The 24,747-nt window shown below is 43.3% G+C and carries 22 protein-coding genes; 10 read left to right on the top strand and 12 right to left on the bottom strand.

Features of this window, described 5'->3' with window-relative positions; all coding sequences use genetic code 11:
* Positions 1-439 precede the first annotated feature (439 nt).
* The 4 genes from AC57BQ_RS27850 to upp all read right to left on the bottom strand — a co-directional run bounded on the left by AC57BQ_RS27850 (position 440) and on the right by upp (position 2,987).
* Positions 440-952: a DinB family protein gene (locus AC57BQ_RS27850; RefSeq protein WP_496409346.1), complete on the bottom strand. Its 513-nt coding sequence runs from the start codon at positions 950-952 to the stop codon at positions 440-442.
* Complete coding sequence (locus AC57BQ_RS27845; RefSeq protein WP_496409345.1) at positions 949-1,674, bottom strand: YjjG family noncanonical pyrimidine nucleotidase; 726 nt, start codon at positions 1,672-1,674, stop codon at positions 949-951. The genes AC57BQ_RS27850 and AC57BQ_RS27845 overlap by 4 nt, the downstream gene beginning before the upstream one ends.
* Positions 1,675-1,898: 224 nt before the next feature.
* The gene (locus AC57BQ_RS27840; RefSeq protein WP_496409344.1) at positions 1,899-2,315 is read right to left on the bottom strand and encodes a DUF4279 domain-containing protein; all 417 of its coding nucleotides are present in this window, start codon (positions 2,313-2,315) and stop codon (positions 1,899-1,901) included.
* 27 nt (positions 2,316-2,342) lie between these two features.
* Entirely contained in the window at positions 2,343-2,987 is a 645-nt protein-coding gene (gene upp, locus AC57BQ_RS27835; protein WP_496409343.1) for a uracil phosphoribosyltransferase, read from the bottom strand.
* A 182-nt stretch (positions 2,988-3,169) separates the two neighbouring features.
* Between upp and AC57BQ_RS27830 the strand changes: the two genes are divergently transcribed.
* From AC57BQ_RS27830 to AC57BQ_RS27805, 6 genes are all read left to right on the top strand, one after another.
* A complete protein-coding gene (locus AC57BQ_RS27830; protein WP_496409342.1) occupies positions 3,170-3,664 on the top strand; it encodes a GNAT family N-acetyltransferase in 495 nt (164 codons plus the stop codon).
* Between the two features lie 15 nt (positions 3,665-3,679).
* Complete coding sequence (locus AC57BQ_RS27825; RefSeq protein WP_496409341.1) at positions 3,680-4,159, top strand: MarR family winged helix-turn-helix transcriptional regulator; 480 nt, start codon at positions 3,680-3,682, stop codon at positions 4,157-4,159.
* Between the two features lie 707 nt (positions 4,160-4,866).
* Complete coding sequence (uvrB, locus tag AC57BQ_RS27820) at positions 4,867-6,891, top strand: excinuclease ABC subunit UvrB (RefSeq protein WP_496409340.1); 2,025 nt, start codon at positions 4,867-4,869, stop codon at positions 6,889-6,891.
* A 206-nt stretch (positions 6,892-7,097) separates the two neighbouring features.
* On the top strand, positions 7,098-7,346 hold the full coding sequence (locus tag AC57BQ_RS27815; RefSeq protein ID WP_090471547.1) for a DUF4834 family protein: 249 nt from the start codon (positions 7,098-7,100) through the stop codon (positions 7,344-7,346).
* 5 nt (positions 7,347-7,351) lie between these two features.
* A complete protein-coding gene (locus AC57BQ_RS27810; RefSeq protein WP_496409339.1) occupies positions 7,352-7,648 on the top strand; it encodes a hypothetical protein in 297 nt (98 codons plus the stop codon).
* A 188-nt stretch (positions 7,649-7,836) separates the two neighbouring features.
* Entirely contained in the window at positions 7,837-10,314 is a 2,478-nt protein-coding gene (locus AC57BQ_RS27805; RefSeq protein WP_496409338.1) for a hypothetical protein, read from the top strand.
* A 68-nt stretch (positions 10,315-10,382) separates the two neighbouring features.
* Here AC57BQ_RS27805 and AC57BQ_RS27800 read toward each other — a convergent pair whose 3' ends face one another.
* The 5 genes from AC57BQ_RS27800 to AC57BQ_RS27780 all read right to left on the bottom strand — a co-directional run bounded on the left by AC57BQ_RS27800 (position 10,383) and on the right by AC57BQ_RS27780 (position 16,006).
* Positions 10,383-11,135 carry a glycosyltransferase family 2 protein gene (locus AC57BQ_RS27800; RefSeq protein ID WP_496409337.1) on the bottom strand — a complete coding sequence of 251 codons (753 nt, stop codon included), beginning with the start codon at positions 11,133-11,135 and terminating at the stop codon, positions 10,383-10,385.
* Entirely contained in the window at positions 11,128-12,411 is a 1,284-nt protein-coding gene (locus tag AC57BQ_RS27795; RefSeq protein WP_496409336.1) for a glycosyltransferase, read from the bottom strand. The genes AC57BQ_RS27800 and AC57BQ_RS27795 overlap by 8 nt, the downstream gene beginning before the upstream one ends.
* 575 nt (positions 12,412-12,986) lie before the next feature.
* Complete coding sequence (locus AC57BQ_RS27790; RefSeq protein ID WP_496409335.1) at positions 12,987-13,898, bottom strand: glycosyltransferase family protein; 912 nt, start codon at positions 13,896-13,898, stop codon at positions 12,987-12,989.
* A 119-nt stretch (positions 13,899-14,017) separates the two neighbouring features.
* Positions 14,018-14,791 (bottom strand): class I SAM-dependent methyltransferase, encoded by a 774-nt coding sequence (locus tag AC57BQ_RS27785; protein ID WP_496409334.1) that lies wholly within the window; start codon positions 14,789-14,791, stop codon positions 14,018-14,020.
* Positions 14,792-14,995: 204 nt separating this feature from the next.
* Complete coding sequence (locus AC57BQ_RS27780; RefSeq protein WP_496409333.1) at positions 14,996-16,006, bottom strand: glycosyltransferase; 1,011 nt, start codon at positions 16,004-16,006, stop codon at positions 14,996-14,998.
* 54 nt (positions 16,007-16,060) lie between these two features.
* Here AC57BQ_RS27780 and AC57BQ_RS27775 point away from each other — a divergent pair, with 54 nt between their 5' ends.
* Complete coding sequence (locus AC57BQ_RS27775) at positions 16,061-17,557, top strand: lipopolysaccharide biosynthesis protein (protein WP_496409332.1); 1,497 nt, start codon at positions 16,061-16,063, stop codon at positions 17,555-17,557.
* Between the two features lie 61 nt (positions 17,558-17,618).
* Here AC57BQ_RS27775 and AC57BQ_RS27770 read toward each other — a convergent pair whose 3' ends face one another.
* The gene (locus tag AC57BQ_RS27770; protein WP_496409331.1) at positions 17,619-18,596 is read right to left on the bottom strand and encodes a PLL family lectin; all 978 of its coding nucleotides are present in this window, start codon (positions 18,594-18,596) and stop codon (positions 17,619-17,621) included.
* A gap of 320 nt (positions 18,597-18,916) precedes the next feature.
* Positions 18,917-20,728 carry a translational GTPase TypA gene (gene typA, locus AC57BQ_RS27765; protein ID WP_496409330.1) on the bottom strand — a complete coding sequence of 604 codons (1,812 nt, stop codon included), beginning with the start codon at positions 20,726-20,728 and terminating at the stop codon, positions 18,917-18,919.
* Between the two features lie 177 nt (positions 20,729-20,905).
* Between typA and AC57BQ_RS27760 the strand changes: the two genes are divergently transcribed.
* The gene (locus AC57BQ_RS27760) at positions 20,906-21,655 is read left to right on the top strand and encodes an ankyrin repeat domain-containing protein (RefSeq protein ID WP_496409329.1); all 750 of its coding nucleotides are present in this window, start codon (positions 20,906-20,908) and stop codon (positions 21,653-21,655) included.
* A gap of 3 nt (positions 21,656-21,658) precedes the next feature.
* Here the strand turns inward: AC57BQ_RS27760 and AC57BQ_RS27755 are convergent, their stop codons facing one another.
* Positions 21,659-22,447, bottom strand: a complete 789-nt coding sequence (locus tag AC57BQ_RS27755) for an alpha/beta hydrolase (protein WP_496409328.1) — start codon at positions 22,445-22,447, stop codon at positions 21,659-21,661.
* Positions 22,448-22,605: 158 nt separating this feature from the next.
* Between AC57BQ_RS27755 and AC57BQ_RS27750 the strand changes: the two genes are divergently transcribed.
* Positions 22,606-23,313 (top strand): esterase family protein, encoded by a 708-nt coding sequence (locus tag AC57BQ_RS27750; RefSeq protein WP_496409327.1) that lies wholly within the window; start codon positions 22,606-22,608, stop codon positions 23,311-23,313.
* A 98-nt stretch (positions 23,314-23,411) separates the two neighbouring features.
* Entirely contained in the window at positions 23,412-24,695 is a 1,284-nt protein-coding gene (locus AC57BQ_RS27745) for a C10 family peptidase (RefSeq protein ID WP_496409326.1), read from the top strand.
* Positions 24,696-24,747 lie beyond the last annotated feature (52 nt).

Raw genomic sequence — 24,747 nt, 5'->3', positions numbered from 1 at the left:
ACTCGTCGTCTTCGTCTTCATTAACATTCAGTTCATAAGGGCTGATATAGAAGGCCCCAACCAGGAGCAGCAAACTTATAACAACCAAATACGCATACTCAAAATTCATTGTAAAATGATTTTAACAAATGTCGGTAAACTAAATTATCTAATTGTTAAGACTCTGTTAAATGTAAAAGGTTACGTTGGTAGTGCAAATTTTCTTTTTGAATCGACTCACCCCGACATCGCTACGCTCGTCACCCCTCTCTCCGCTTCGCGCATAGAGGGGCTTTCTTTCTTTTTTCCTGCAGTCGCTCGGCTCCAGCCGAGCGACTGCAAATATTTTTATCTTTTCCTTACCCTCTTTGCGGCGAAGCCGAAGAGAGGGTGGTCTAGCGAAGCACAGACCGGGTGAGTCGACTCTGCAACTTGGCTTTAATCCCAGGGCGGGGTGAGGCTAATTAACTTTCCTTTTTATCCGCTCCAACTGTTTTAAATGGCGCAATAAATGTATACGGGTAAATTTAAGCCATTGCTTGGCATTGAGCATACCTAAACGCGGATGCCCATAACGAACATCGGGCGGGGCCTTTGCTATGATCGGGGCAATATCCTCTATCCGCTTACGGCATTTGATGATCAGGTTGCGGGCATCCTCTTTACTGATCTTCTCCACGTTCATGATATCCAGCATTTTGATCTTTACGGGCGGGAAACAACCAAAAAGCAAGGTAAAGTACCCTTGTAAACTCGGGCCTTTTTTGGTGGGTGGACAATTACTGTGCGCACAACGCTCAATGGCTATGCACGAGCGAAGAGTTATCTGCATCACATGACTGTAAACCTCGGCGAACGACCAACTGCCCTCCTCGGGAGTCTCGGCAAATAGTTCATCAGGAATAATATCCAGCTGTTCGCGGTAATTATTCAGCGCGGTTTCAATGCCCCTAAGCTCTTTGGCAATGCTCATAACAATAAAGTTAGCTCTTTTAAATGAGTAATTTGTAGCGGCACATCATCGGGTTTTGGCGCGTTAAAGGGATTAAAGAAGATAGCGTCCATCCCATAATGAAGCGCGCCGTAAATATCAGCTTCTAAACTATCCCCTATCATCACACTTTCGGCTTTGGTAGTGCCAGCCAGGTTAACCGCGTATTCAAATATAGCTTTATCAGGCTTATTGACACCCACATCCTCAGATACGATAATGTGCTGAAAATATCCGCCGAGGTTGGTGCCCGAGATCTTTAACTGCTGCGATTCTTTAAATCCGTTGGAGATGAGGTGCAACGTGTATTTACCCTGCAGGTACTGCAAAGTTTCGTGCGCATGCGGGAACAGGTTGGTTTTGGTAGGGCAAAGGCGCACATATGCGTCTTCAAAGTCGGCCGGGATCAGGTCAGGGTGCAGGCCAAGTTGGATGAATGTTCTTTTAAACCGGGCTTCGCGCAGCTCGTCCCTGGTGATAGTGCCTACGTGGTATTGCGCCCAAAGTTCGTGGTTATTGCGAGTATAGGTTTCGATAAACAGATCGGCCGATGATAAGCCTATCTCCTGTAAACGATGCAGTATAAACAACTCATGCAGAGTTTCTTCGGCGTTTTTATCAAAATCCCAGATGGTATGGTCGAGATCAAAAAAGATGTGTTTGTATTTTATTTCGGATTTGGGATGTTCGATTTCGGATTTCATGGATTACAGAATATTTTTCCACCACGTCATTGCTGTAAGAGCCTCACCCAACCCTCTCCAAAGGAGAGGGCTTTAAAACTCTTTTTTAAAGTCTCCCCTTTTGGGGGAGACTTAGAGGGGGCTTTTGCTTCGTACCTCGCAATGACGCGTGCTTTATTAATATTGGAGGTAAAATTAAACTATTCCCTTCCTAAATCCGAAATCAACTCTTTTTAAACTTCATCTTACCAAGCGTACAAATCTATATCAAATTCAATATCAAGTTGGGCTGCAATTTTATGGTAACGTTTATCCAGATGTACCCAAGGGGTGCTTTCACCATTATCTTTATATGTGAAGATAGCACAGGAAAACTCACAATAATATTTGGCGCATAATGGCTTAAAAAGCTCCATCTTTTGCTCTAGAATATCCAATATTTTATTCATCTGCGTCTCAAAATCGGCGTATTTATCAAGTCCGCTACCCATTGACCAGGTATTATTTGTCCGAAGAGGAGAATCAGTGTTTTGGGGATTTCTCTTTTCTCCCTTAACTTGTTTATAAATAGGCTCTATTTCCAATAATTTTGTAATATCATCAGGAGTAATATCGTCAAAATCGAAAATACTAAACCTTAGATCGACTTTATTTCTATCCATTTGTATCATTTAATTCCGAAATCAAAGTCAAGCTTTCTCCCCAAAAGCCAGGTCGCCGGCATCACCCAGGCCGGGTACAATGTAGGCTTTGCTTGTCATTTCATCATCAACGGCACATAACCATAAATTGGCTTTGGGCAGGTTTGCCCGTACATGCGCTACACCTTCGGTGCTGGCTATTACGGCAGCTATATGCAGGTCTTTGATTTTATACTGAGCCATCAGTTCCTTGCATACCACCACAATGCTTTGTCCGGTGGCCAGCATGGTATCGCACAGAATAAATATCTTACCGTCGAGATTTGGGGTGGAGATATGATCAACCTGGATCACAAAGTCGCCGGTACGCTTTACTTTCCGATAAGCAGTAATAAATGCCGAAGCCGATTGATCAAAATAATTTATAAAACCCTGGTGAAAGGGCAAGCCGGCTCGCAGAATAGTTCCTAAAACCGGCTGATCAACAGGTACGCTTATACTGGCCGTACCCAATGAGGTCTGCACTTCTTTAGCTTCATAGGAGAGTGTTTTACTAAGCTCGTAAGCCAGTATCTGCCCCAGCTTTTCCTGATTATACCTAAAGCGCGCTTTATCCTGCTGAATATCCGCATCCCTTAGTTCGGCCAAAAACTGGTTAGCAATGGTATTGGTTTTATTGAGAATAAAGATCATGCTTTTAGATTTAGTATCAAGTAGCTAGTATCAGGTATCAAGATTTTTTAATAACGTAAATATAAGTTTTAAGTTTTAGATGTCGTGATACTTGATACTAGCTACTTGATACTAAAAAATTTACAATTCAATTATGAATATATGTAGTTAACTACGTAGTTTTGTATATAAATTTTATTTCCATGAACAAACTTGTTATTACCCCCTTGACTAATGATTACAGCGACCAGATCATTGACGTTGTTTTGCCTATACAGCAAATTGAGTTTGGCGTTCCTATTACCATCGAAGAGCAACCCGATCTGTTAGACATTGAAAAAAACTATCATCAAACCGGCGGCAACTTCTGGGGAGCCCAACATGACGAACGGCTGGCGGGCACCATCGCCTTAATTGCTTTCGACAAGCATGCTGGCGCCATCCGTAAAATGTTTGTACGGGAAGCATACCGGGGCAAAGAATGGGGCACCGGTCAATCATTGCTTGATACACTGATTGATTATTGCCGGCAAAACCAGATCACCGATCTTTATTTAGGCACTGTGGAAGCATTTAAAGCGGCCCATCGTTTTTATGAACGCAATGGTTTTACCAGGCTGGCCAAAAATGAATTGCCGCCGTCATTTCCGTTGATGAGCAGGGATACTATTTTTTATCACCTACATTTGACAAATTAAGCACAGGGTTTATATATGAATGTGATAGATGAATCGGGCATTTTAGCCATTGCAACCAGATTGCAACGCCTTAGCGACCTATTGCGTAAGGATGGCGTGCTGATCTATAAGGCCAACGGTGTTGATTTTGAACCCAAATGGTTCCCGGTGATCTATACCCTGCACCTGCGATCGGTTTTGAGCGTGGTGGAAATTGCCAGCGAAATTGGGTACACCCACCCTTCTACCATCAGTTTGCTGAAGGAGCTGGAAAAAGTAAAGCTGATCCGCTCCAAAAAGGATAAGGCCGATGAAAGAAAACGCCTGATCCAGCTCACCGCCAAAGGCCAGGAATTGATTGAGCAAATGAAACCTGTTTGGGAGCTGATGATAGCTGCCCTAACAGAGCTCACCACCACGCAAAACAATCTCCTGCAAGCCATCAGCGAAGTGGAAGAGCAAATGAAGCGGCTCAGTCTTTTTGAACGGGCTAAACGGATCAGTTTGGGGGATTAACTGAGCTCGCGCAGCGCTGACGACTCAGCCCGTCTGCGCTGCGCTGGACGCCCCTCTCTCCGCCTTCGGCGGAAAGAGGGTGAAAAACCTTCCTCCACGCGTCATTGCGAGGAGGAACGACGTGGCAATGACGTATTTTTTATCACCCTCTTTGCGCCGCAGGCGAAAAGAGGGGTGTCGAGCATAGCGATGACAGGGTGAGTCGGGTCTTCCTATTGCAAATCCCCCATATTTTTTGTATCTTTAATTACACCACAGGCCAGCCCTGCTTACTTTGAAAATTGTAAGCAGGGCTGTTTGATTAAAGGGACAAAACAAGCCAAAAATCGACAGATTTTCATTTAGTTATTTGACAATCAATAATTTAATACTTTTTAAACTTTTCAAAACCCATCAAAAATTTGTTAAAAAGTGTTAAAATGGCGTTAAAATTTAGTTAAAACGGGTAATAAGCATGCGTTTTTACATCGTTTTCGATCAGAAAAGTGTTAAAATAAGGGGTTTAAAAAGTATTTCCAGAAGGTGGTCTGTTTGAATTTTATAAGTTTCGTTTTTATCGGGTAAAAGAGGGAACGAAAAATTGATCCTTATCGGCGCGAAGATTTTTGGTTCCCCAAAAATCCTGCTGACATACGGTTGTCATTATCCTGTACTTATTTTGAATTGCAAAACCTATTGCAGGAATATTTGTATTTTTACATAACAACATGGATTTTAATTTAACCTCCCAATACTTCCCCACCGGCGATCAGCCCGAAGCTATCAGGCAACTGGTTGAAGGTGTAAATAATGGCGATCCTTTTCAAACCCTGCTGGGTGTTACCGGATCGGGTAAAACATTTTCTATTGCTAACGTAATACAGCAAACACAAAAACCTACGCTGATCCTGAGTCATAATAAAACACTGGCCGCACAGCTGTACGGCGAGTTCAAGCAGTTTTTCCCGGAAAACGCGGTGAACTACTTTGTGTCGTATTATGATTATTATCAGCCCGAAGCGTTTATACCCACCACCAACACTTATATTGAAAAAGACCTCCAGATAAACGAGGAGATCGAGAAATTACGTTTACGGACCACCTCAGCCCTCATGTCGGGCCGCAGGGATGTCATCGTGGTATCGTCCATATCTTGCATCTATGGTATGGGTAACCCGGATGACTTTGCCGACTCTGTTTTCAAGTTCGCGGTAGGTACGCGTATTAGTCGCAATGCCTTTTTACACCGCCTGGTCGAGATACTTTATGCCCGCACCACCGCCGATTTTAAGCGCGGCACTTTCCGGGTAAAGGGTGATACAGTTGATATTTTCCCTGCTTACCTGGATTATGCTTACCGCATTTCCTTTTTTGGCGATGACATTGAAGAGCTCAGCACTTTTGATGTAACTACCGGCAAGACGGTTGAAAAAATGACCCACATGGTGGTGTATCCGGCTAACCTGTACGTTGCTCCTCGTGAGCGTTTTACCCAATCCATCTGGGCTATACAGGAAGAACTGGAGACCCGCAAAAAACAGTTTATTGATGATGGCCGTTTCCTGGAAGCTAAACGCCTGGAAGAAAGGGTTAACTATGATCTGGAAATGATACGCGAGCTAGGCTATTGCTCGGGCATCGAAAATTACTCCCGCTTTTTTGATGGGCGACAGCCCGGCGCACGCCCCTTCTGCCTGCTGGATTACTTCCCGGATGATTATCTGATGGTGATTGACGAGAGCCACGTAACTGTTCCGCAGATCAGGGCCATGTATGGTGGTGATAGATCGCGTAAAATGTCATTGGTGGACTATGGCTTCCGTTTACCGGCAGCTTTGGATAATCGTCCGCTCAACTTCCAGGAGTTTGAAAAACTGGCTCCGCAAACCATTTATGTGAGCGCTACTCCCGGCGATTTTGAACTGGAGAAATCTGAAGGCGTGGTAGTGCAGCAAGTAATACGCCCTACCGGTCTGCTTGATCCCGTTATTGACGTTCGCCCGGTGATCAACCAGGTTGACGACCTGTTGGACGAAGTGGATAAAACCGTAAAAATGGGCGACCGTGTGCTGGTAACCACCCTTACCAAACGTATGGCCGAGGAACTGGCAAAATACATGGACCGCCTGGGTATCAAATGCCGCTACATCCACTCCGAAGTAAAAACCCTGCAAAGAGTAGAGATATTAAGAGGTTTGCGTTTGGGTGAATTTGATGTATTGATCGGTATCAACCTGCTGCGTGAAGGACTTGACCTGCCTGAAGTATCCTTAGTAGCTATTTTGGATGCTGATAAAGAAGGTTTCCTCCGTTCTGAGCGCTCCTTGATACAAACCATTGGTCGTGCCGCCCGTAATGATCGCGGCCGGGTGATCATGTATGCCGATAAGATCACCGATTCCATGCAGATCACGATGGATGAAACCAATCGTCGCCGGGATATACAGATCGCTTACAATACAAAACACGGCATAACGCCAACAACAGTTGGCAAAACGCGCGAGGAGATCATGGAGCAAACCTCAGTGGTCGACTTTCAGGGCGGCGTACAAAAAGCCTATGTGGAAGCTGATTCCGTATCACTGGCCGCCGATCCGATAGTGCAGTATATGACCAAAGCCGACTTGAAAAAATCAATCGACAATACTAAAAAAGACATGCTCGCGGCCGCCAAGGATATGGACTTTTTACAGGCTGCCAAATTGCGCGATGAAATGTTTGCCTTAGAAAAAATGATGGAAGAGAAGTTTTAGATGTGCGGATATGCAGATTACAGATGTGCAAATCATAACTGCACCTGAGTTAACAAATGTGTGGATGAATAGCTGAATAAGTATCATCAAAAAGTAGATTTTTCATCCGCACATCTGTAATCCGCACATTTGCACATTTATCCGTAATCATATTAAAACAATTTTTACGTTATATAACTTATATTTGTAAGCTAAAAATTAATGTGATGCTTTTAATTCGTTTTCTACTCATATCAATTTGTATACTATATATCATACGCAGTTTAGTACGATACCTGCTCCCTGTGCTTTTTGAAAGCGTGGTTAATAAGGCCCAGCAACAAGCACAGCAGCAACAACGCCAGTCGTCAAAAAGACCTGACGGCACTATCAAAGTTGATTATATCCCACAGGGAAAAAGAAGTACCGTGCCCGATTCTGAAGGCGAGTTTATTGATTACGAAGAAGTGAAATAATCAATATGCTACCAGAAGAAGTATACAAAAGACGTCCAAACCATAACAACACCTCTGAGTCTGTTATACTCATTGTGGCCAATTACATCGTGTTCACGGTTGCCCTGCAACTGTTTGCCGCCTGTGCCCAGATCAGCACATTTTTTTGGGTGGTTTTAGGCGCCCTTGCCCTCTATAACTTTTTCAGCATACGCAAAAACCGCGAAGACTATGGCAAACCCCAGGTGATAGCCTATGTGGTGAGCCTTGTCGGTATGATATTGCTGTTTATCCTGATCCGCAGCCGCGAGCTTACCTGCTAACATCAGGAGCCAGGAAGTTAGAGTCAAGATATAAGAAAACACAACCCCGATTTCTTCTTATACAGCCATAATTTTATATAAAACTTTCATTCCTGACTCTTGATTCTGATATCTTGATTCTCTTCATGTAATTGTCATTCAAATTTCTATTTTTGAGGAATATATATTATCCATTTCAAAAAACTTAAATGAACAACTGGTTTAAGCGTAATAGCATCCACTTTATTATAGCTGCTATTTTCCTCGTGATCTGCTTTATCTATTTTACGCCCGCATTTCAGGGGAAAACCCTCGGGCAAAATGATGTTACAAGAGCACAATCAACCCAAAAAGAGATCAATGATTATAGGGCAAAAGACACTACCATATTATGGACCAACCAAATCTATGGCGGTATGCCAGCCTTTCAAATATGGGCCCCTTATAAAGCCAATTTAACTTCGTGGGTGATAAATGTTATTAATTATTCGCTGCCAAGTCCGGTTGGTACCATATTGGTTTTTCTATTAGGTGCATACCTTCTCTTTTGTGTATTGAAACTCAACCCATGGCTGGCAGCCGCGGGAGCTATTGCTTTTACGTTTTCATCCTACAATATTATATTACTCGTAGCAGGGCATGCTAACCAGGCTTTCGCGATAGCCTTTTTCGCTCCTATTTTAGCGGGTATCCTGCTTATTTTAAGAGGGAAGCATTTTATTGGGGCTGCTATAACCGCACTGGCACTGGCTTTGGAAATCAGGGCTAACCACGTACAGATGACCTACTATCTTTTACTGGTATTGCTTATCCTGGTGTTTATTGAGCTGTATCATGCCATCAAAAACAAAACAACGACTGCTTTTTTGAAGTCATTTGCTTATGTGGGCGCTGCTGTTGTATTGGCTATAGCTGTAAATGCATCCATGCTTTGGAGCACTTACGAGTATGGTAAAGATACCATCCGTGGTAAATCAAACTTAACACAACACACTACCGAGCCCAGCAATGGTTTGCCTAAAGATTATGCCTATCAATGGAGCCAGGGCGTGGGTGAATGTATCACCTTTTTAATACCTAACGCTTATGGTGGCGGTCATGGCGGACCATCAGACGCTGATTCTCATGTTGTTAAAGCCTTGGTTGACAAAGGCGCACCAGCCGACCAGGCAGTATATATAGCACAAAACGCTATGCCGCTTTATTGGGGCGAAAAACCATTTACCGAAGGGCCAGTCTACTTTGGCGCTGTCATTTGCTTTCTGTTTGTCTGGGGTCTATTTATCGTTAAAAATCGCATCAAATGGTGGTTACTGGGTGCCGTGGTTTTTACCATGTTATTGTCATTTGGCAAAAATTGGCCTTATGTATCTGACCTTTTCTTTAACTACTTCCCGCTTTATAATAAGTTCAGGGCCGTTGATTCCATTTTAGCGGTGACAGGCTTGTGTTTCCCAATACTCGCTTTACTGGCCGTTAATGAAGTTATTGTAAATGAGAACAAGGCCGATCTGTTTAAAAAATTAAAAATCGCATTTTACATTATCGGGGGCATTTCTTTAATTATAGCTGTATTGCCTTCACTCTTCCTGTCATTAAAACCCAGCAATCAACTGGCTTACATCGATCAGCTGTCACAAATGCTGAAAATTGATAACGCTACGGCAAGTTCATTTGCTCAGGCTTTGGTTGAAGACAGGGCTTCGGTTGCACAAGCCGATGCTTTGCGCTCACTTATTTTTGTTGCATTAACATTTGCTATTGCCTGGGCCTTTATTAAAAAGAAAATCAATGTTACCATATTATCCGTAGGCTTTTTAGCCCTGATACTGGCAGATATGTGGACGGTGGATAAACGCTACTTGAATAACGATAGCTTTGTTCCTAAACAAGATAATAATACGCCTCAACCACGCGAGGTTGACCAATTTATTTCGAAAGACAAAGACCCTGATTTCCGGGTGATTGATCTTACTCAATCTATCAAGGGTGATGGCATTACGCCATTCTTCTACAAATCGATAGGCGGATATTCAGCTGCGAGATTAAAACGTTTTGAAGAAGTTGTTGATGAACAGTTAACCAAAAGCATCAATCACGAAGTGTTGGATATGCTGAACACCAAGTATATTATTTCACAGGATCCCAAAAACCAAAACCTGGGTATGCAGGTTAATCAAACCGCATGTGGACATGCCTGGTTTGTAAAAAGCATCAAATATGCAGACAATGCCGATCAGGAAATGCAGGCTATCAGCAGCTTTGATCCTAAAAATGAAGCTATCATTGATAAGCAATACAAAAGTGATATAGACGAAAAAACATTAGGGAACGATCCTGCAGGCAAAATAGACCTGGTGAGTTACAATCCCGATCATATGATATACCAAAGTGGCTCAACAGCTTCACAGATCGCGGTTTTCTCGGAAATATATTATGACAAAGGCTGGAAAATGCTGATTGACGGGGTTGAAAAACCATACTTCCGTGCCAATTACCTTTTACGTGCCGCACAGATACCGGTTGGCAATCACAAGATCGAATTTATATTCCACCCAACATCCTATTATGCCGGTGAAAATATTTCTCTGGCAGGATCAATCCTGTTGGTGCTGGCCTTGGGCGGTGCTATTTACACCGAAACCAAAAAGAAACCTGCAGTTAAGCCTGCCGCCAAAAAAGCATAAGACTTAACTATATTAATGAAAAGCGATGGGTTTAAAATCCATCGCTTTTTTTATGGATCAAAAAGTGATTAGTCGTTCGTACGCCTGTTTTTGAGCCAGTACCAGCCCAGGTTAAAGGCTATTACAAAATGATTGAAAACAGTCGGGATCAATCCGTAGTATCGTTTCATAATGTCAAAACGCTCCTGTAGGCTTTGGCGGTGTCTATTTTTCGACATCCCTCCTACCAGGTATTTGGCCACGTATCCGTTCACATTCACTATTTTTTTGGCCTTTTTAGCGGCACGGATGATCCAGTCAATATCGGCACTAAGCTGATACTGGTTATCGTAAGGCTCCGTTAAACTACGCCTGATATAGATAGCCTGATGACTAATACTCATGCCATATTTAAAACTTCGCCAGGTAAATGCCGCGGGGGCCTGGTGCCTGCGTTGTCCTAAACTTTGGCCGTTATCATCTATCATCTCTGTTTCGCCGTAATAGATGTCTGCATCATCAGCAGACGCGAAGACAGTAGCCGCCGTATCCGGAGCATAAAACTCATCGCCTGAGTTCATGAAGATCACATAATCGCCGGTAGCTATGGCCAATCCTTTGTTCATGGCATCATAAATGCCTTTGTCTTTTTCACTGATGAGTTTACTTATGCGGTCGCGGTATTTACTGATCACGTCCTGCGTACCATCGGTTGATAAGCCATCAACAATAATATATTCAATATTGGTATAGGTTTGCCCTAAAACCGAAAGTATAGTACGCTCAATATCACGTACATTATTATACACTATGGTGATCACGCTTAGTTTTGGCTCAAACATCGGCACCCTCCTTTTGCAACAAACTCTGGTAAAGCCGGATATGCTTTTTGGCGATAACTTCTTCAGAGAATCTATCCATGATCGTTTGCCGGGCCTGTTGTTGTATCAGTTCCTGGTCAGGGTGTTTGATGATCCACTCCATACCATCCGTAAAGCTCTCTGCCGAACGATAAGTAGCCAGGTAGCCATTGTATTCATGCTGTACCATATCAGGTATCCCGCCGGTTGTAAAGGCTATTACAGGCGTTCCGCAGGCCAGGCTTTCCATCACGGTATAGGGCAGGTTATCCTCCAGCGATGGTATCAGGAAAGCATCAGCGGCGGCATAGTATTGCGCCAGTTGCTCATCGTTACTGATAGTGCCTAAAAAGCTGGTCTTGAACGGAAAATCGGGTACCCCTTCTGTTCCGCGGTTGCCAAATATCACCAGCTCTACCTGGTCTGCATCAGCACCCAAACGTTGCTTAAGCAGTTCCAGGCTATCCAGTAGATATTGGGTGCCCTTATGCAGATCTTTCCGCGAGGGCATAAAACCACTCATGAAAATAAACTTATCCGCAGGTAGCCCGGCTTTCTGTTTAGCCTGTTTTTTATCGGTAGGTTTAAAAATATCGGTTTCCAGGGTATTGGGGATATGATTTACTGCTTTCCCCTGCATCAGACTGCTATTTTTTACCGATGTCTGCATCCAGGTACTCGGAGCAGCGACGGCAAAATCAAGCACATCATAAGCCTTGTGCTTTTGCTGCCATATTTTGTGCGAAATATCGTTGTCACCCTCATGAATCAACAGTGGGCAATTACCACATTGTTGCATATAATGATCACAGGTATAGCGTACATGGCAGCCGCCGGTAAAGGCGTTACTGTCATGGAAGGTCCATACCACGGGTTTGTTGAGTCTGGCTATCTCGGCTATATGCTTAGGGTCCAGAAAACCGTGATTTATCCAGTGTAGGTGTATAATATCGGCATTTTTCACCTCGGGGTGGCGGATGACCGACCGTCCGAACCAGGTAAATGAAAAAGGGGTGCGCGATAAGGGTTTCAGGTATCTTTTGGCCAGGATCCGCTCCAGGATAATGGTAGCGGCAGTATAGGCTTTTTGCACCGGATTTTTGTTAAAAGTGCCCACCTGCGGGTTTTTCCCGAACTTATAGTGAACGATGATCTTTGAATCGACATTTTGGCTGAGCAGTGCCCGGTTTAGCCGCATACAGGCCCGGCCCGCGCCGCCATTGCCATCATAGGTATTCAGATGCACTACTTTTAACATGTCCCAAAAATACATTTATTCGGCCGAACCCAAATACCGGCCGATCCTAAAAACTCGTTTTGTTTTTGGTGAAATTTTCTGGCGATGCCGGCTGGTGGGCCTTTTAACATTTTCGTCTCGATTACCCTCGCCAAAAACTTTTTAAACCTTAAATTTTAACACTTTTCTGCTCAAAAACGGGGTAAAACAGTTAAAAATTCATTCAAAACCATCGATTTTAACACTTTTTAACAAATTTTAACACCGTTTTAACGTGTTTTAAAAACTTTAAAAAGTATTAATTAACTGATTGTCAAATAACTACATGCTAAAAGGTTGATTTTTGTTCCCTTTTTCCTCTTAACAAAACAGCCCGGTTATCCTTTTTGATCGGATAACCGGGCTGTGGTATATACAAATATACTGATTTTTTTGATGGGATAAAAGCCTCTGGGTGGTATCCTATTTGTCATCCTAAACTTGTTTCAGGATCCCACAGGACAAGTTACCTCCTGCGTTGTACATCTTGCATGTGGGATGCCGAAATAAATTCGGCATGACCTGATTTGCTATTAACAGAATCGCACACTCCCCCTTCAGGGGGCCGGGGGGCTCACCCGTTGCCTTACAAACCGCACCATCCTCTTAAACAGGTTGCCTTTGCGGTGGGCCAGGAAATGTTTGATGGCCTGGTAGGCCTTTTCGTTTTCCTCGATCACATCGGGGAACTCTTTGACGGGTTGCTGCGAGATGTGCACATCGTACATGTTTTCGCGGTTGGAGTGTACGCCGCTGCCATCGTGCCCGATGTTGTTAATGAGCGAGCGTGAAGGGTTGAGCGTAAGTCCGCCCCGTAAAAAAATGGAGGCGTACCAGCGGATGGCCCAGGAATTATTTTTGCCCGCTTTAAATTCCTGCACCTGCCGCCAAAAATTCATCTTGCCTTCTATCGAAAAACGGATAATGCTGAGCGTATCAAACTGGGCTATCAGCTTGTCAATATCGGGTTCAAAATGGTTCCAGGCACGGGCCCAGGTTGCCCAGCCCCAGCTGCTGGCTGCACGGTAAAAAAATGACTCAGGCAGGTCCTTATCCTTCAGGTTATACATGTAGGCGCCTATATGCATCACCTTTTCCTGGCTGGCATAATAGGTGAGCGCTTCATTAAAATATTCGAGCGTATAGGGCGACGACAGCAGGTCATCCTCAAAAACGATCACCTTGCCATACTCATACACCAGCTGTGTTACCCCGCTGATAATGGATTCGGCCAGTCCCAGGTTATGGTCGCGCTCAATAACCCTTACCGATTTAAAGCCGGTAGTTTCGCGGGCTATCTGCCTTACCTGTTCCACCTTATCGCGGTCGGCTTCGGTTTTGGCAGCATCACAAAAAATATATAATCTTGACTCATCTGCCAATACGTTTTTTTGCAAATGGATCAGCGTACGGCGCGTATGACCGGGCCGGTTATAAACAAATAAGGCTATAGGAGCAAGTTGCTGCATAGTTATTTTTTTCTGGGTATCAAGTAGCGAGTATCAAGTATCAAGACAGCTTCGTAAAACAGAGCTAATGGTTTTAAAAATCTTGATACTTGATACTAGCTACTTGATACTATTATTTATCAGAATAGTTCGGGTTGGTTAGTGGCTTTCTTACACAAAACGGTATAAGCGTTGGCAAATTGTTCAGTTACTTTTTTTCCGAAAATTTTTCCCAGGCTTTGTTTAACCGTAAACTCCGCCGCTATCTTCAAATCTTTTATAAAGCTTTTCGCTTTTTTCTGGTTTACGTAAGCGTTAAAGCGGGTCACCTCGGGCTCAATCATCGATGTCAGGTCGTTCTCGATCTCAAAACCTTCGGTACGCAGCAGGTAGCGCAGCGATGTTGGCGTATACACATTGATGTGACCGTAAGCCAAAAAATGTTTGATACGGGCATCAACACCGGTTTTATAATCACGGGGCACTTCAATAACGCACTGTTTGCCCACCCGTCTTAATTCGCGTAGTAGCAGGCGTTCATGTTCCACATGTTCCAGTACGTGCGACAGGATCACCAGGTCGAAGCTGTCATCATCAAAAGGCAGCTTATAGCCATCAAACACCTGCGCCGACCGCAGATCTTTAATACCCCGCGATTGGATATATTCCACTCCGCTGCCTGATATTTCAACAGCGTGGTATTCGGTCGCGAAGTTATTGTCTGATAGTATTTTGAGGATACTGCCATCACCTGCGCCTACTTCGAGCACTTTGGTAAAAGTTAATCCACGACAAACCTCTATGATGTGCTGCGCCTTGTATTTAGCGCTGAGCATACGCCAGGCCTCGTCGTGCTTTTGATAAAACTGATCGTACGCGGTTTTATAGTTTCCGCCAATAATTGATTCCTGCATGAGTTTACGAATGTAAAACTATAGCTTTAATGTTTATGTTTTTAAACAGGTAAAATTTTTGCGCTAATTAAAATCTGTTTTATGTAGAGACGCATATTTGCGTCTCCTGATTGCAATATCCCGGAAACATATAACTCTGATCTGTTCTCTCTGCATAGCTTAAGACGCAAATATGCGTCTCTACAAAAAAAACATTTTAATCCATCACCATTTATCAGGCTCCGCCTTACCTATTACTCCTTTAAGTCCATCATTCACGGCAGTTAAAAACTTTCGGTACTCCGGCTGTTTGGAACTCAGGATGCTTATTACCCACAAATAAGCCAGGTATAAGTTTTTGTTGATCCCAAAGATCAGAGTCGAACTAACGGCATTCCGCGAGTAAAAGTACATCCGGTTCCTGACGGCGTAATAGGTGCGGAAGCTCCATTGATCGAGCAAGTGCGAGTGAAAAGCTTTGGGTTGATAAGTTAAGCCCTGCGACTGGTCGATATCAACCACCTTGCATTCCGGTATCAGCCATATTGTTCCGCCGTTTTTGGTGATGCGGTAGGTATATTCCGAGTCATCTACATATAGATAGAACTTTTCGTCGGGAAACCCGATCAGCCCGATCATGGCGCGGTGCATCAGCAAGCCGCCGTAAGGAACATAGGGCATAGTCACTTTATCCAGGTATGCTGAAGTGCCTGAAAATTGATCACGTGCTTTAGATAAACGATTTTTTAAGATGTTGAATATACTGAAGCCCATAAAGTTGTTAGGCACCAGGTAATACCTGCCGGGATCCTGCCCCCGGGCTATTTTTACGTGGGGAGGCCTGTCTTCGCGCAGGCAATACAGCGCTTTTTGATCATTGGCGCCTGCTGTTTCATCCCAGTTTTTGAGCAGGATATCCAGCGCATTCGCATCAGGCAAATTATCATCATCCAACAGCCAAACCATATCAGCATCCGTTTGCTGATATGCGTACTCGATAGCTTGTTTATAACCACCGGCCGAGCCCAGGTTTTCGGCATTGTTTAACACCTGCACACGGCTATCGTTTAACCGGCCTGCATATTCTTCCACATTATAAAGCGCGGCGTTATTCACTACAACTACCTGTGTTATGGGGGCAAAAGACAGCACACGTTTTAATACCTGTTCTAAGAATTGCCACCTATTTGCATAGGTAAGCGTTAACACACACACTTTATATTTTATATTTGCCATGGAATGCTCCAAAATTATCATTTTACTTCATACAATACAGCGGCTAAAAACTGAATGGGCATAATAAAAAAACAAACCATTAAAGGTACCATATATTCTTACCTGGGTGTACTTATCGGTTTCTTGTCTACCAATTACCTGATGCCCCAGTCTTCCCTAACCCCAGCCCAGATTGGTTTAATAGGTATACTAACATCGGCCCCGTTGATGTTCTCCCAATTTTCGATACTTGGTTTTAATGGTACCGCCAGGTATTTCCCTTATTTCCGTAACGAAGAAAAAAAACATCATGGCTACCTGTTCCTGGCTTGTATGGTATCATTACTGGGTACCGTTTTATTTGTACTGATAGCGTTGCTTTTTAAAGACCAGATCGTGAGTCATCAAGCAACGGGGAAAGCTTCCCAATCATCGGCCCTGTTCAATTCGTATTACTGGTACCTTATTCCGCTTACCATTTTCACATCGTTTTTTAACGTATTTGATCTGTACGCCCGCATGCTTTATAACATGACCACCGGGCTAATACTGCGTGAATTTACCAAACGGTTACTGATACTGGTACCCATTATACTCATGTACCTGCGGCTCATTAGCTTTGAGCTTTTTATGTGGCTGTGGCTGGTGGCCAATTTGATCCCCACATTTTTCATTATAGCCCGTTTAATACGCGACGGCCAGTTTTCGCTTAAACCCGACCTTGATTTTTTAACCCGCGATATGGTTAATAAACTGGTGGGTATTTGCTTTTTTACCATATTAACAGGCATGGCCCCGTCGATCATCCAGAATATTGATAACTACCTGGTATTCAAAAAACTCGACCTGAGCTATGCCGGTGTATATATGCTGGCCTTCAACTTCGGTTTGATTATCTCCTTACCCACACGCTCCTTATATAACATTGCCTATACCATTGTATCTGAATCATGGAAAAGCAACGACCTTAAAAATATCAGTACCGTATATGAAAAGAGCTGTGTAACGCAGCTGATCAGTTCCTTATTCCTGTTTATATTGATGTGGGCCAGTATCGACAATATTTTTGGCTTGCTTCCTCCCGTATACAGCGCAGGTAAATACGCCGTGTTTTTTGTAAGTCTGGGTTTTTTGATAGAAGCATCAACCGGCATCAATGGTGTAATTATGGCCTCGTCAAAATATTTCAGATATGAGGCTTTGTTTAATTTGTTACTGGTAGGTTTGATCATAGGAGGCAATCTTATCCTCATCCCCATTTATGGCATTACCGGATCTGGCATAGCCTCAGCTGCTACTTATTTAATTTTCAACCTGTTCAGGTATATATTTATCTGGGTTAAATTTGGTATGCAACCATTTACGATGCAGTGTGTACTGGCTTTAGCAGCTGGCATCCTTGCTTATTATTTATCGGTTTGGATACTGCCGCACATTGGTAATTATTATGTTGATACCATTGTACGCACCGCTTTTATCACGGCGCTTTATTTGCCGGCCGTTTACTTTTTGAAACTGTCTGAGGATATCAACAGCATTATTGATGGTGCTATTTTGAAATTGAAACGATAGGAACAAAAAAGGCGGTACTATAAAAGCACCGCCCGTGTAAATTGATCAGTTAATTTATTCCTTATTGAGGCATAATAAACCAGTTAACCCAGCCACCGGCTGCGGTCCAATAGATCTGCATCAGATCGGTATTGTTTAATGCAAAAATGTTAATGTTATTAGCATCCCTTGCAACTGCTGCCGGAGCAGAAGTGATGCTGCCACCAAGGTCGATCTGTGATGCCCAGCCAGCGCTTGCTGTCCAGTAAATTTGTTGCAGGGTGTTTGATGTACCTTTGGCATAAACATTAATGTCATTAGCCGAACGGGTAATTGCTGCAGGCGCGGATGCGATAGTACCGCCCAGATTGATCCATGACGACCAGCTGCCCGATGTTGAATAGATCTGCAACAGGTTGTTGCTGGTGCCTTTTGCAAAAACATTAATAGTTGATGAGCTTCTGGATATAGCAGCAGGAGCCGAAGTGATGCTGCCACCAAGATCAACCCATGAGCCCCAGCCTGGTCCGGCATTCCAGGTAAGCACAACCAGCGTATTGTTAACACCCTTTGCGAAAACAGAAAGGTCATTAACGGTTTGTGATGCCGATGAAGGTGCAGAAGTGATGTTTCCACCCAGATCCACCCAAGGCGACCAGCCCTGACCATCTACATAATAGATCTGCATCAGGTGACCGGTTGGCCCTTGTGCAAATACGTTGATGGCGTTTGACTGTCTTGAAGAAGCGCATGGAGCCGAAACGATGTTACCGCCCAGATCTTCCCACGCGGTCCAGCCGCTGGCGCTTGTCCAGGTTTTGTGTAACAGCGTGTTGGTGGTGCTTCTGCCAAACAGATCAAGAGTACCGCTGCTTTTTTTGGTAACAGCACCAACTTCTACAGCGATAGAAGTTACATCATTTACACTTTTGTTTGCCGCCGATACTTTCTTTGAAGCGGGGTCAACAATTTTGTCGTTACTTTTTTGGCATGAGGCGAGCGCGCCTGTTAACAGCATGCATACTACAGCATGTGTAAGATTTTTTGTGAAGGTTTTCATTGTGTTGTTATAGGTTTTTATGACGGCAATCTACAATTATTGTATTTAATTTATATATTTTTTATATTAAATAAATATACATTCGCTTTAATAAAAAATCATAAATAATTAAAAAACAGGTAAAAACCACTTAAACAATACACAACAACATATCAAATACAATTATTATATGACACTATTTTGATAATTCACATATTTACACAACAAAAAACAACAATAAAAATATTATTATCCCAATTCCATAAATACATTTACTTAAAGCATAAAAAAAGCCTCCAGGGAAATCCTGAAGGCTTTTGTATAAATAGAAGATCTACTAATTATTGATTAGTAAACCTTTTAGCGTTAATTCTTCTTTCGTTTTCGTTCAGGAAGATCTTGCGTAAACGGATGCTTTGTGGTGTTACCTCAATGTATTCGTCGGCCTGAATGTACTCCATTGACTCTTCTAACGAGAATTTAATAGCAGGTGCAATACGTACGTTGGTATCGCTACCAGATGCACGCATGTTGGTTAACTGCTTGCCTTTGGTTAAGTTAATCACCAAATCATTATCGCGGATGTGCTCGCCTAAAACCTGTCCTTCGTAAACATCAACTCCCGGATCAATGTGGAAACGACCACGATCCTGTAATTTATCAATAGCGAAAGCAGTGGTTTTACCAGTATCCATAGATACCAATACACCATTTAAACGGCCCGGGATGGTACCTTTCCATGGTTCGTATGCTTTAAAGCGGTGAGCCATGATAGCCTCGCCACCGGTAGCGGTTAATACGTTGTTACGCAAACCGATAATACCACGTGCAGGGATATCAAACTCTAAGTGCTGTAAGTCGCCTTTTGGCTCCATGATCAACAGGTCGCCTTTGCGCTGTGTTACCAACTCAATAACTTTACCTGCAACATCACCCGGTACATCAACAATTAATGTTTCAACCGGCTCACATTTAACACCGTCAATTTCTTTTACAATTACCTGTGGCTGACCAACCTGTAACTCGTAACCTTCGCGACGCATGGTTTCAATCAATACAGATAAATGGAGAATACCACGACCATACACCAGGTATGAATCAGGCGATTCGGTTTCAACAACCTTAAGCGCCAGGTTTTTTTCCATCTCTTTGTATAAACGGTCACGTAAGTGACGGGAAGTAACAAATTTACCTTCTTTACCAAAGAAAGGTGAAGTATTGATGGTGAACAACATGTTCATGGTAGGCTCATCAATATGGATAACCGCCAGTTGTTCTGGTTTTTCAAAATCGGCAATGGTATCGCCAATATCAAAACCTTCAATACCAACTACCGCACAGATATCGCCGGAAGCTACTTCTGTAGCGCGTACTTTACCCAAACCTTCAAAGGTATATAATTCTTTTATCCTTGATTTTTGGATAGTACCATCGCGTTTTACCAACGATACCGGCATGTTTTCTTTGATAGTACCACGGGCAACACGACCAATAGCGATACGGCCTACGAAAGATGAATAATCTAACGAGGTGATCTGCATTTGTAATGTACCTTCGGCTATAGGAGCTGGTGGAATGTTTTCCAGGATAGCATCCATTAACGGGAAAATATTATCAGTAGGTACTTTCCAGTCGGTGCTCATCCAGCCTTGTTTTGATGAACCGTAGATAACCGGAAAATCCAGCTGATCTTCAGTCGCTTCCAAGTTGAAGAACAATTCAAAAATTTGCTCGTAAACTTCTTCCGGGCGACAGTTTTCTTTATCTACCTTGTTTACAACCACAATTGGTTTTAAGCCTAAAGCCAAAGCCTTTTGGGTTACAAAGCGGGTTTGAGGCATAGCACCTTCAAACGCATCGCAAAGTAATAATACACCATCGGCCATTTTCAATACGCGTTCAACCTCGCCGCCAAAGTCGGCGTGACCAGGAGTATCAATAATATTGATCTTAACGTCTTTATACATTACCGAAACGTTTTTTGATACGATGGTGATACCACGTTCACGTTCCAGGTCGTTATTATCCAATATCAATTCACCAGTTTCTTGGCCTTCGCGAAAAATGGCGCAACTGTGTAAAATTTTGTCAACCAAAGTGGTTTTACCGTGGTCAACGTGTGCGATGATCGCAATGTTTCTTATTTTTTGCATGAAATATGCCCTATAAATTTGGCGCAAAGGTACAGTTAATATATGAGATTTTAAAGCTTTATAAGCTAAAGGAGAAAGATTTATACAATTAAATTACCAAATAACGATAACCGGGCGGGTCGTTAACAGGCTGATTAACTAAATTTTACATATCTTTAATCAGCTTTTACAACACTTATGCCTAACCACACACAGCTACTTTATGATATAGAAATTCATTCTGTTGCCGGTATACGCCGGTATTTTGATGAAGGCGGCAACCCCAATGATGTGTATAACGAAGTTCCGGTTTTTATAACCCTGCTGGAGATGTATACCCGCAGCCCGCGGTTTAAGCATTGTGTACAGGCTTTTGTTGACGCTGGTCTTGATTTTGAAGACAAAACCCTGTTGTCCGTTTTAACTGATGACGCTGAAAAGTTAAAACCCAGCCTGGAGACTGATCCGGCATTAGTCATCAATAAAACCTATAACCTGGTTAACAACACCTATACCCCACTCACGGAAGCAACCTTACTGCATTTTTGCGCCGAATACAATAGCGTTGCATGTGCCAGGTTACTGGTACAATATGGCGCCGATGTAAACGCAAAAGCCGGTGTTGACGAGCGCGGCTTTGGCGGGCACACGCCTATTTTTCACACCGTTAATCAAAACGGCAATAACTCGGCAGATATGCTGCATTTTTTATTGGAAAATAAAGCCGATCTGACCCATACCGTGAAAGGCCTGATCTGGGGTAAGGGATATGAATGGGAAACTTTTATACCTGCGGTAAACCCCATCAGCTATGCGATGATGGGCCTGCTACCTCAAATGCACCGGAAGGAAAAAGTCATTACCGAAGTGGTTTCGCTGTTGATGAAGCATGCATATGGGATTGACTATACGCCGGTTAATGTACCGAATGCTTATTTAGGGCATTGATCTTTACCGCCCGAAAGCCCAAACCAGAAACTTAGGCAAGGCTTTGCCCCAGGTGGCTGTGTCATGAGTGCCGCCAACTATTTCCACGTATTGAATATCGGCAGGGCGGGTATAACCTTTATTCTCCAGCTCTTTAACCAGATCAATGGTGTCATCAATAGCATCTATAATTCCGTTTTTGTTGCGATCGGTAGTTTCATCCTTGGTGCCGGTTTGCAGCCAGAATTGAAGATCGGGTTTGTCGGTAGTGTTCTTGATAACTGAATGCATAATGCGGTCGGCATCGGTATAGCCTTTAGCCAGGTCCTTGCTCCGCCACCAGAATGATCCGGAAAACACCCCCACTTTATCAAACACATCGTCATTGTTCCAGGCAATATCAAAAGCCGAAAGGCCGCCTAAAGAAAAGCCGGCAAATGCTGTCGTTTCAAAATCACTTACACCGGTTTGCTCCATGATCTGCGGTAACAGTTCGGCTTTTATAAATTCGGTATAAATAGCTGCTTTGGAGCCCCGTTTTTTAAAGTCGGGTTTGCCGGCCACACCGTATTCCTGTATACGATCATCGCCTGCATGTATAGCCACCATCAATACCGGTTTTATGCGGTTGGTGTTATACAGTTGCTCCAGCGTTGCCAATAGTTGCAGATTTTCCAGTTCCTGCCCGTCGTTCAATAACAACAGATTCAAGGGTTCGGTAAGCTCCTGCTCATCGGGCATAACCAGTGTGCAGGTAACCTCGCGGTTAAGCAATGCGGAGTTTATAGTTATGTTTTTTTCGGTGATCGTCATTTCAGTTTCAGCCCAGCCCCAATACATCTTTATTCAAATTTTAAGGGTGCAAAAGTAAAAATACTTTTCGTTTTTTGAGGTAACCTTTAATTTATCAGACTGTTGCCTTTTTCAGTCAAACCACTTAACTTACCGTCTGAAACCAAAAATCTATTATTTTGACCGAAAAATATCACCGCTGGCATTCGCCGAATCTAAGTGCCGACCTGGAGATGCTGGTGTTTGGCGACCGCGGTTATCCCGTGATCCTGTTCCCCACAACCAAGGGGCGTTATTATCAGAATAAGGATTTTGGGCTAATAGAAAGTGTACGATGGTTTATTGACCAGGGATTAGTAAAAATTTATTGCCCAGATACTATCGACGACCGCAGCTGGTACGATAAAGGCATCTCCCCTGCCGACCGCGCCCGTAACTATACCTGGTATGATAAAATGCTATTAGACGAACTGGTGCCCTGGGCCATGCACGAAACCGGTGTAGGTAAAGTAGCCATGGCCGGCTGCAGTTTTGGTGGTTACCACGCGGCCAACTTTGCGTTTAAACACCCCGAAAAGGTAAGCAACCTGTTTACCATGGGCGGCGCGTTTGATATCAAAATGTTTACCGATGGTTTTTATAATGACGATGTATTTTACAACAACCCGGTTGATTTTTTACCCGGCGACAATGCGGGCGACTTGTGGAACATGAATATCATTTTAGGTACGTCGGAATACGATATCTGCAAAGAATATAACCTGCAATTATCAAACATTTTAAAACAAAAAAATATTAAACATTGGCTGGATATCCGCCCATTTGCCCATCACGACTGGCCCATTTGGCGCGAAATGTTCCCGCATTATTTGTCAACTATTAAATAGTATTATCTCTTTTTTGTATCATATTTTTTACATAGTTGCTTTATTTTTAATTATAAATTACATCAAACATAATTTATTAATCTAAATCTTTCACAGCTATGAAAAAAGCACTTTTCCGTGCGAACCACGTTTTGCTGGTTGCACTATTAATGATTGCGTTTTCGTGTAAGAAAGAAGCCAGCGTTAAAAAACCGCTTACTTCTGCCGCGCTTACCGATTCCAATTTTGTATCCATTAACGCGGCCACACTGGCCGCTAAGCAGGCAGCCACCAGCGACATTGTTGGCAATGCCCTGAAAACCAAGGTTAACGGCATTATGCTGGCTTCAGAAAAGAAAATTCTGGATTACACCATATACCCCGACAGCACAAACCCATCGCTTTACATTTTTAACTACGAGGGCGGCGGTTTTATAGTGATGCCCGCAGATAAACGCGTGGAGCCGATACTCGCATACTCCAATACTGGTCATTTTGCCGTGTCAGCTAACATGCCCGTTGGTTTATCAAACTGGCTAAGCACTAACCATAAAAAAATGCAGGCGTTACGTAAAAGCACCCAGCTTACTACACCTAAACTGGTGTTAAAACTTTGGTCGCAAATAGCACCGGCAGTTAAAAATAATAATGGCCTTTCCATTAATAATGTTCCGCCGCCAACATGCCAGCCCGGCTCTACCCAATATATTGTTGGCCCTCTATTACAAACAGATTGGGCTCAAGGCGTACCTTATAACCAGGATAGTCGCATCCCTACCGGGACCTATTATTATGGTGGTGGCCGCGATCCGGTGGGTTGTGTTGCTACAGCCATGGGCCAGGTCATGTATTACTGGAAATATCCAACCAATTACAACTGGACGGCGATGCCTTTAACATCAGATAATTATACCAGCGCAGGCTTAACCGCAGTTTCGGGTTTAATGTATGATATTGGCCGATCAGTTGGTATGGTTTATGGCAATGATGGATCAGCCCCGGCAAATAGCGACCCTCATGTTACGGCCAACGGGTTCAAAAGTTCCCTATTTCATTACTCTTCTGCCACAGAAGCAAGTTGGAACTCCACATCAAGTTATGAAACCGTTCAGAACAATATCAACGCTCATCAGCCCGTAATACTAAGTGGCGCTACAAGTACCGAAGGGCATGAGTGGGTTTGTGACGGTTATGAGGAAACAACTTTTATCTATTGCCCCCCTGATCCAATTGCAGGGGTAACCTACCTCATGTTTCATATGAATTGGGGTTGGGACGAAACCTATAGTGGCAGTTCCGGCGCAAATGGCTATTACAGCTTTAATACCTGGAGTGTATACAACGGTTCAACCCTTGAGAATTTCTCTTATCAAATGAACATGACCTACAACATCCATCCATAATTTCAACAAAAAGGTTTTTATATTGATGAAGTAGTAAAAGGCTCTATTTTAT

The sequence above is a fragment of the Mucilaginibacter sp. BGA-UO-ETr-C110 genome (genome assembly GCF_059567985.1).
The sequence above is the reverse complement of the archived record's forward strand: the minus strand, read 5'-3'. Positions and strand labels throughout refer to the sequence as shown.

What these genes read in the sequence shown, in the direction of transcription:
- AC57BQ_RS27850 (WP_496409346.1), bottom strand. Translation starts at nt 952, where the DNA reads ATGAGCATTGCCAAAGAGCTTAGGGGCATTGAAACCGCGCTGAATAAT.
- AC57BQ_RS27845 (WP_496409345.1), bottom strand. Translation starts at nt 1,674, where the DNA reads ATGAAATCCGAAATCGAACATCCCAAATCCGAAATAAAATACAAACAC.
- AC57BQ_RS27840 (WP_496409344.1), bottom strand. Translation starts at nt 2,315, where the DNA reads ATGGATAGAAATAAAGTCGATCTAAGGTTTAGTATTTTCGATTTTGAC.
- upp (WP_496409343.1), bottom strand. Translation starts at nt 2,987, where the DNA reads ATGATCTTTATTCTCAATAAAACCAATACCATTGCTAACCAGTTTTTG.
- AC57BQ_RS27830 (WP_496409342.1), top strand. Translation starts at nt 3,170, where the DNA reads ATGAACAAACTTGTTATTACCCCCTTGACTAATGATTACAGCGACCAG.
- AC57BQ_RS27825 (WP_496409341.1), top strand. Translation starts at nt 3,680, where the DNA reads ATGAATGTGATAGATGAATCGGGCATTTTAGCCATTGCAACCAGATTG.
- uvrB (WP_496409340.1), top strand. Translation starts at nt 4,867, where the DNA reads ATGGATTTTAATTTAACCTCCCAATACTTCCCCACCGGCGATCAGCCC.
- AC57BQ_RS27815 (WP_090471547.1), top strand. Translation starts at nt 7,098, where the DNA reads ATGCTTTTAATTCGTTTTCTACTCATATCAATTTGTATACTATATATC.
- AC57BQ_RS27810 (WP_496409339.1), top strand. Translation starts at nt 7,352, where the DNA reads ATGCTACCAGAAGAAGTATACAAAAGACGTCCAAACCATAACAACACC.
- AC57BQ_RS27805 (WP_496409338.1), top strand. Translation starts at nt 7,837, where the DNA reads ATGAACAACTGGTTTAAGCGTAATAGCATCCACTTTATTATAGCTGCT.
- AC57BQ_RS27800 (WP_496409337.1), bottom strand. Translation starts at nt 11,135, where the DNA reads ATGTTTGAGCCAAAACTAAGCGTGATCACCATAGTGTATAATAATGTA.
- AC57BQ_RS27795 (WP_496409336.1), bottom strand. Translation starts at nt 12,411, where the DNA reads ATGTTAAAAGTAGTGCATCTGAATACCTATGATGGCAATGGCGGCGCG.
- AC57BQ_RS27790 (WP_496409335.1), bottom strand. Translation starts at nt 13,898, where the DNA reads ATGCAGCAACTTGCTCCTATAGCCTTATTTGTTTATAACCGGCCCGGT.
- AC57BQ_RS27785 (WP_496409334.1), bottom strand. Translation starts at nt 14,791, where the DNA reads ATGCAGGAATCAATTATTGGCGGAAACTATAAAACCGCGTACGATCAG.
- AC57BQ_RS27780 (WP_496409333.1), bottom strand. Translation starts at nt 16,006, where the DNA reads ATGGCAAATATAAAATATAAAGTGTGTGTGTTAACGCTTACCTATGCA.
- AC57BQ_RS27775 (WP_496409332.1), top strand. Translation starts at nt 16,061, where the DNA reads ATGGGCATAATAAAAAAACAAACCATTAAAGGTACCATATATTCTTAC.
- AC57BQ_RS27770 (WP_496409331.1), bottom strand. Translation starts at nt 18,596, where the DNA reads ATGAAAACCTTCACAAAAAATCTTACACATGCTGTAGTATGCATGCTG.
- typA (WP_496409330.1), bottom strand. Translation starts at nt 20,728, where the DNA reads ATGCAAAAAATAAGAAACATTGCGATCATCGCACACGTTGACCACGGT.
- AC57BQ_RS27760 (WP_496409329.1), top strand. Translation starts at nt 20,906, where the DNA reads ATGCCTAACCACACACAGCTACTTTATGATATAGAAATTCATTCTGTT.
- AC57BQ_RS27755 (WP_496409328.1), bottom strand. Translation starts at nt 22,447, where the DNA reads ATGACGATCACCGAAAAAAACATAACTATAAACTCCGCATTGCTTAAC.
- AC57BQ_RS27745 (WP_496409326.1), top strand. Translation starts at nt 23,412, where the DNA reads ATGAAAAAAGCACTTTTCCGTGCGAACCACGTTTTGCTGGTTGCACTA.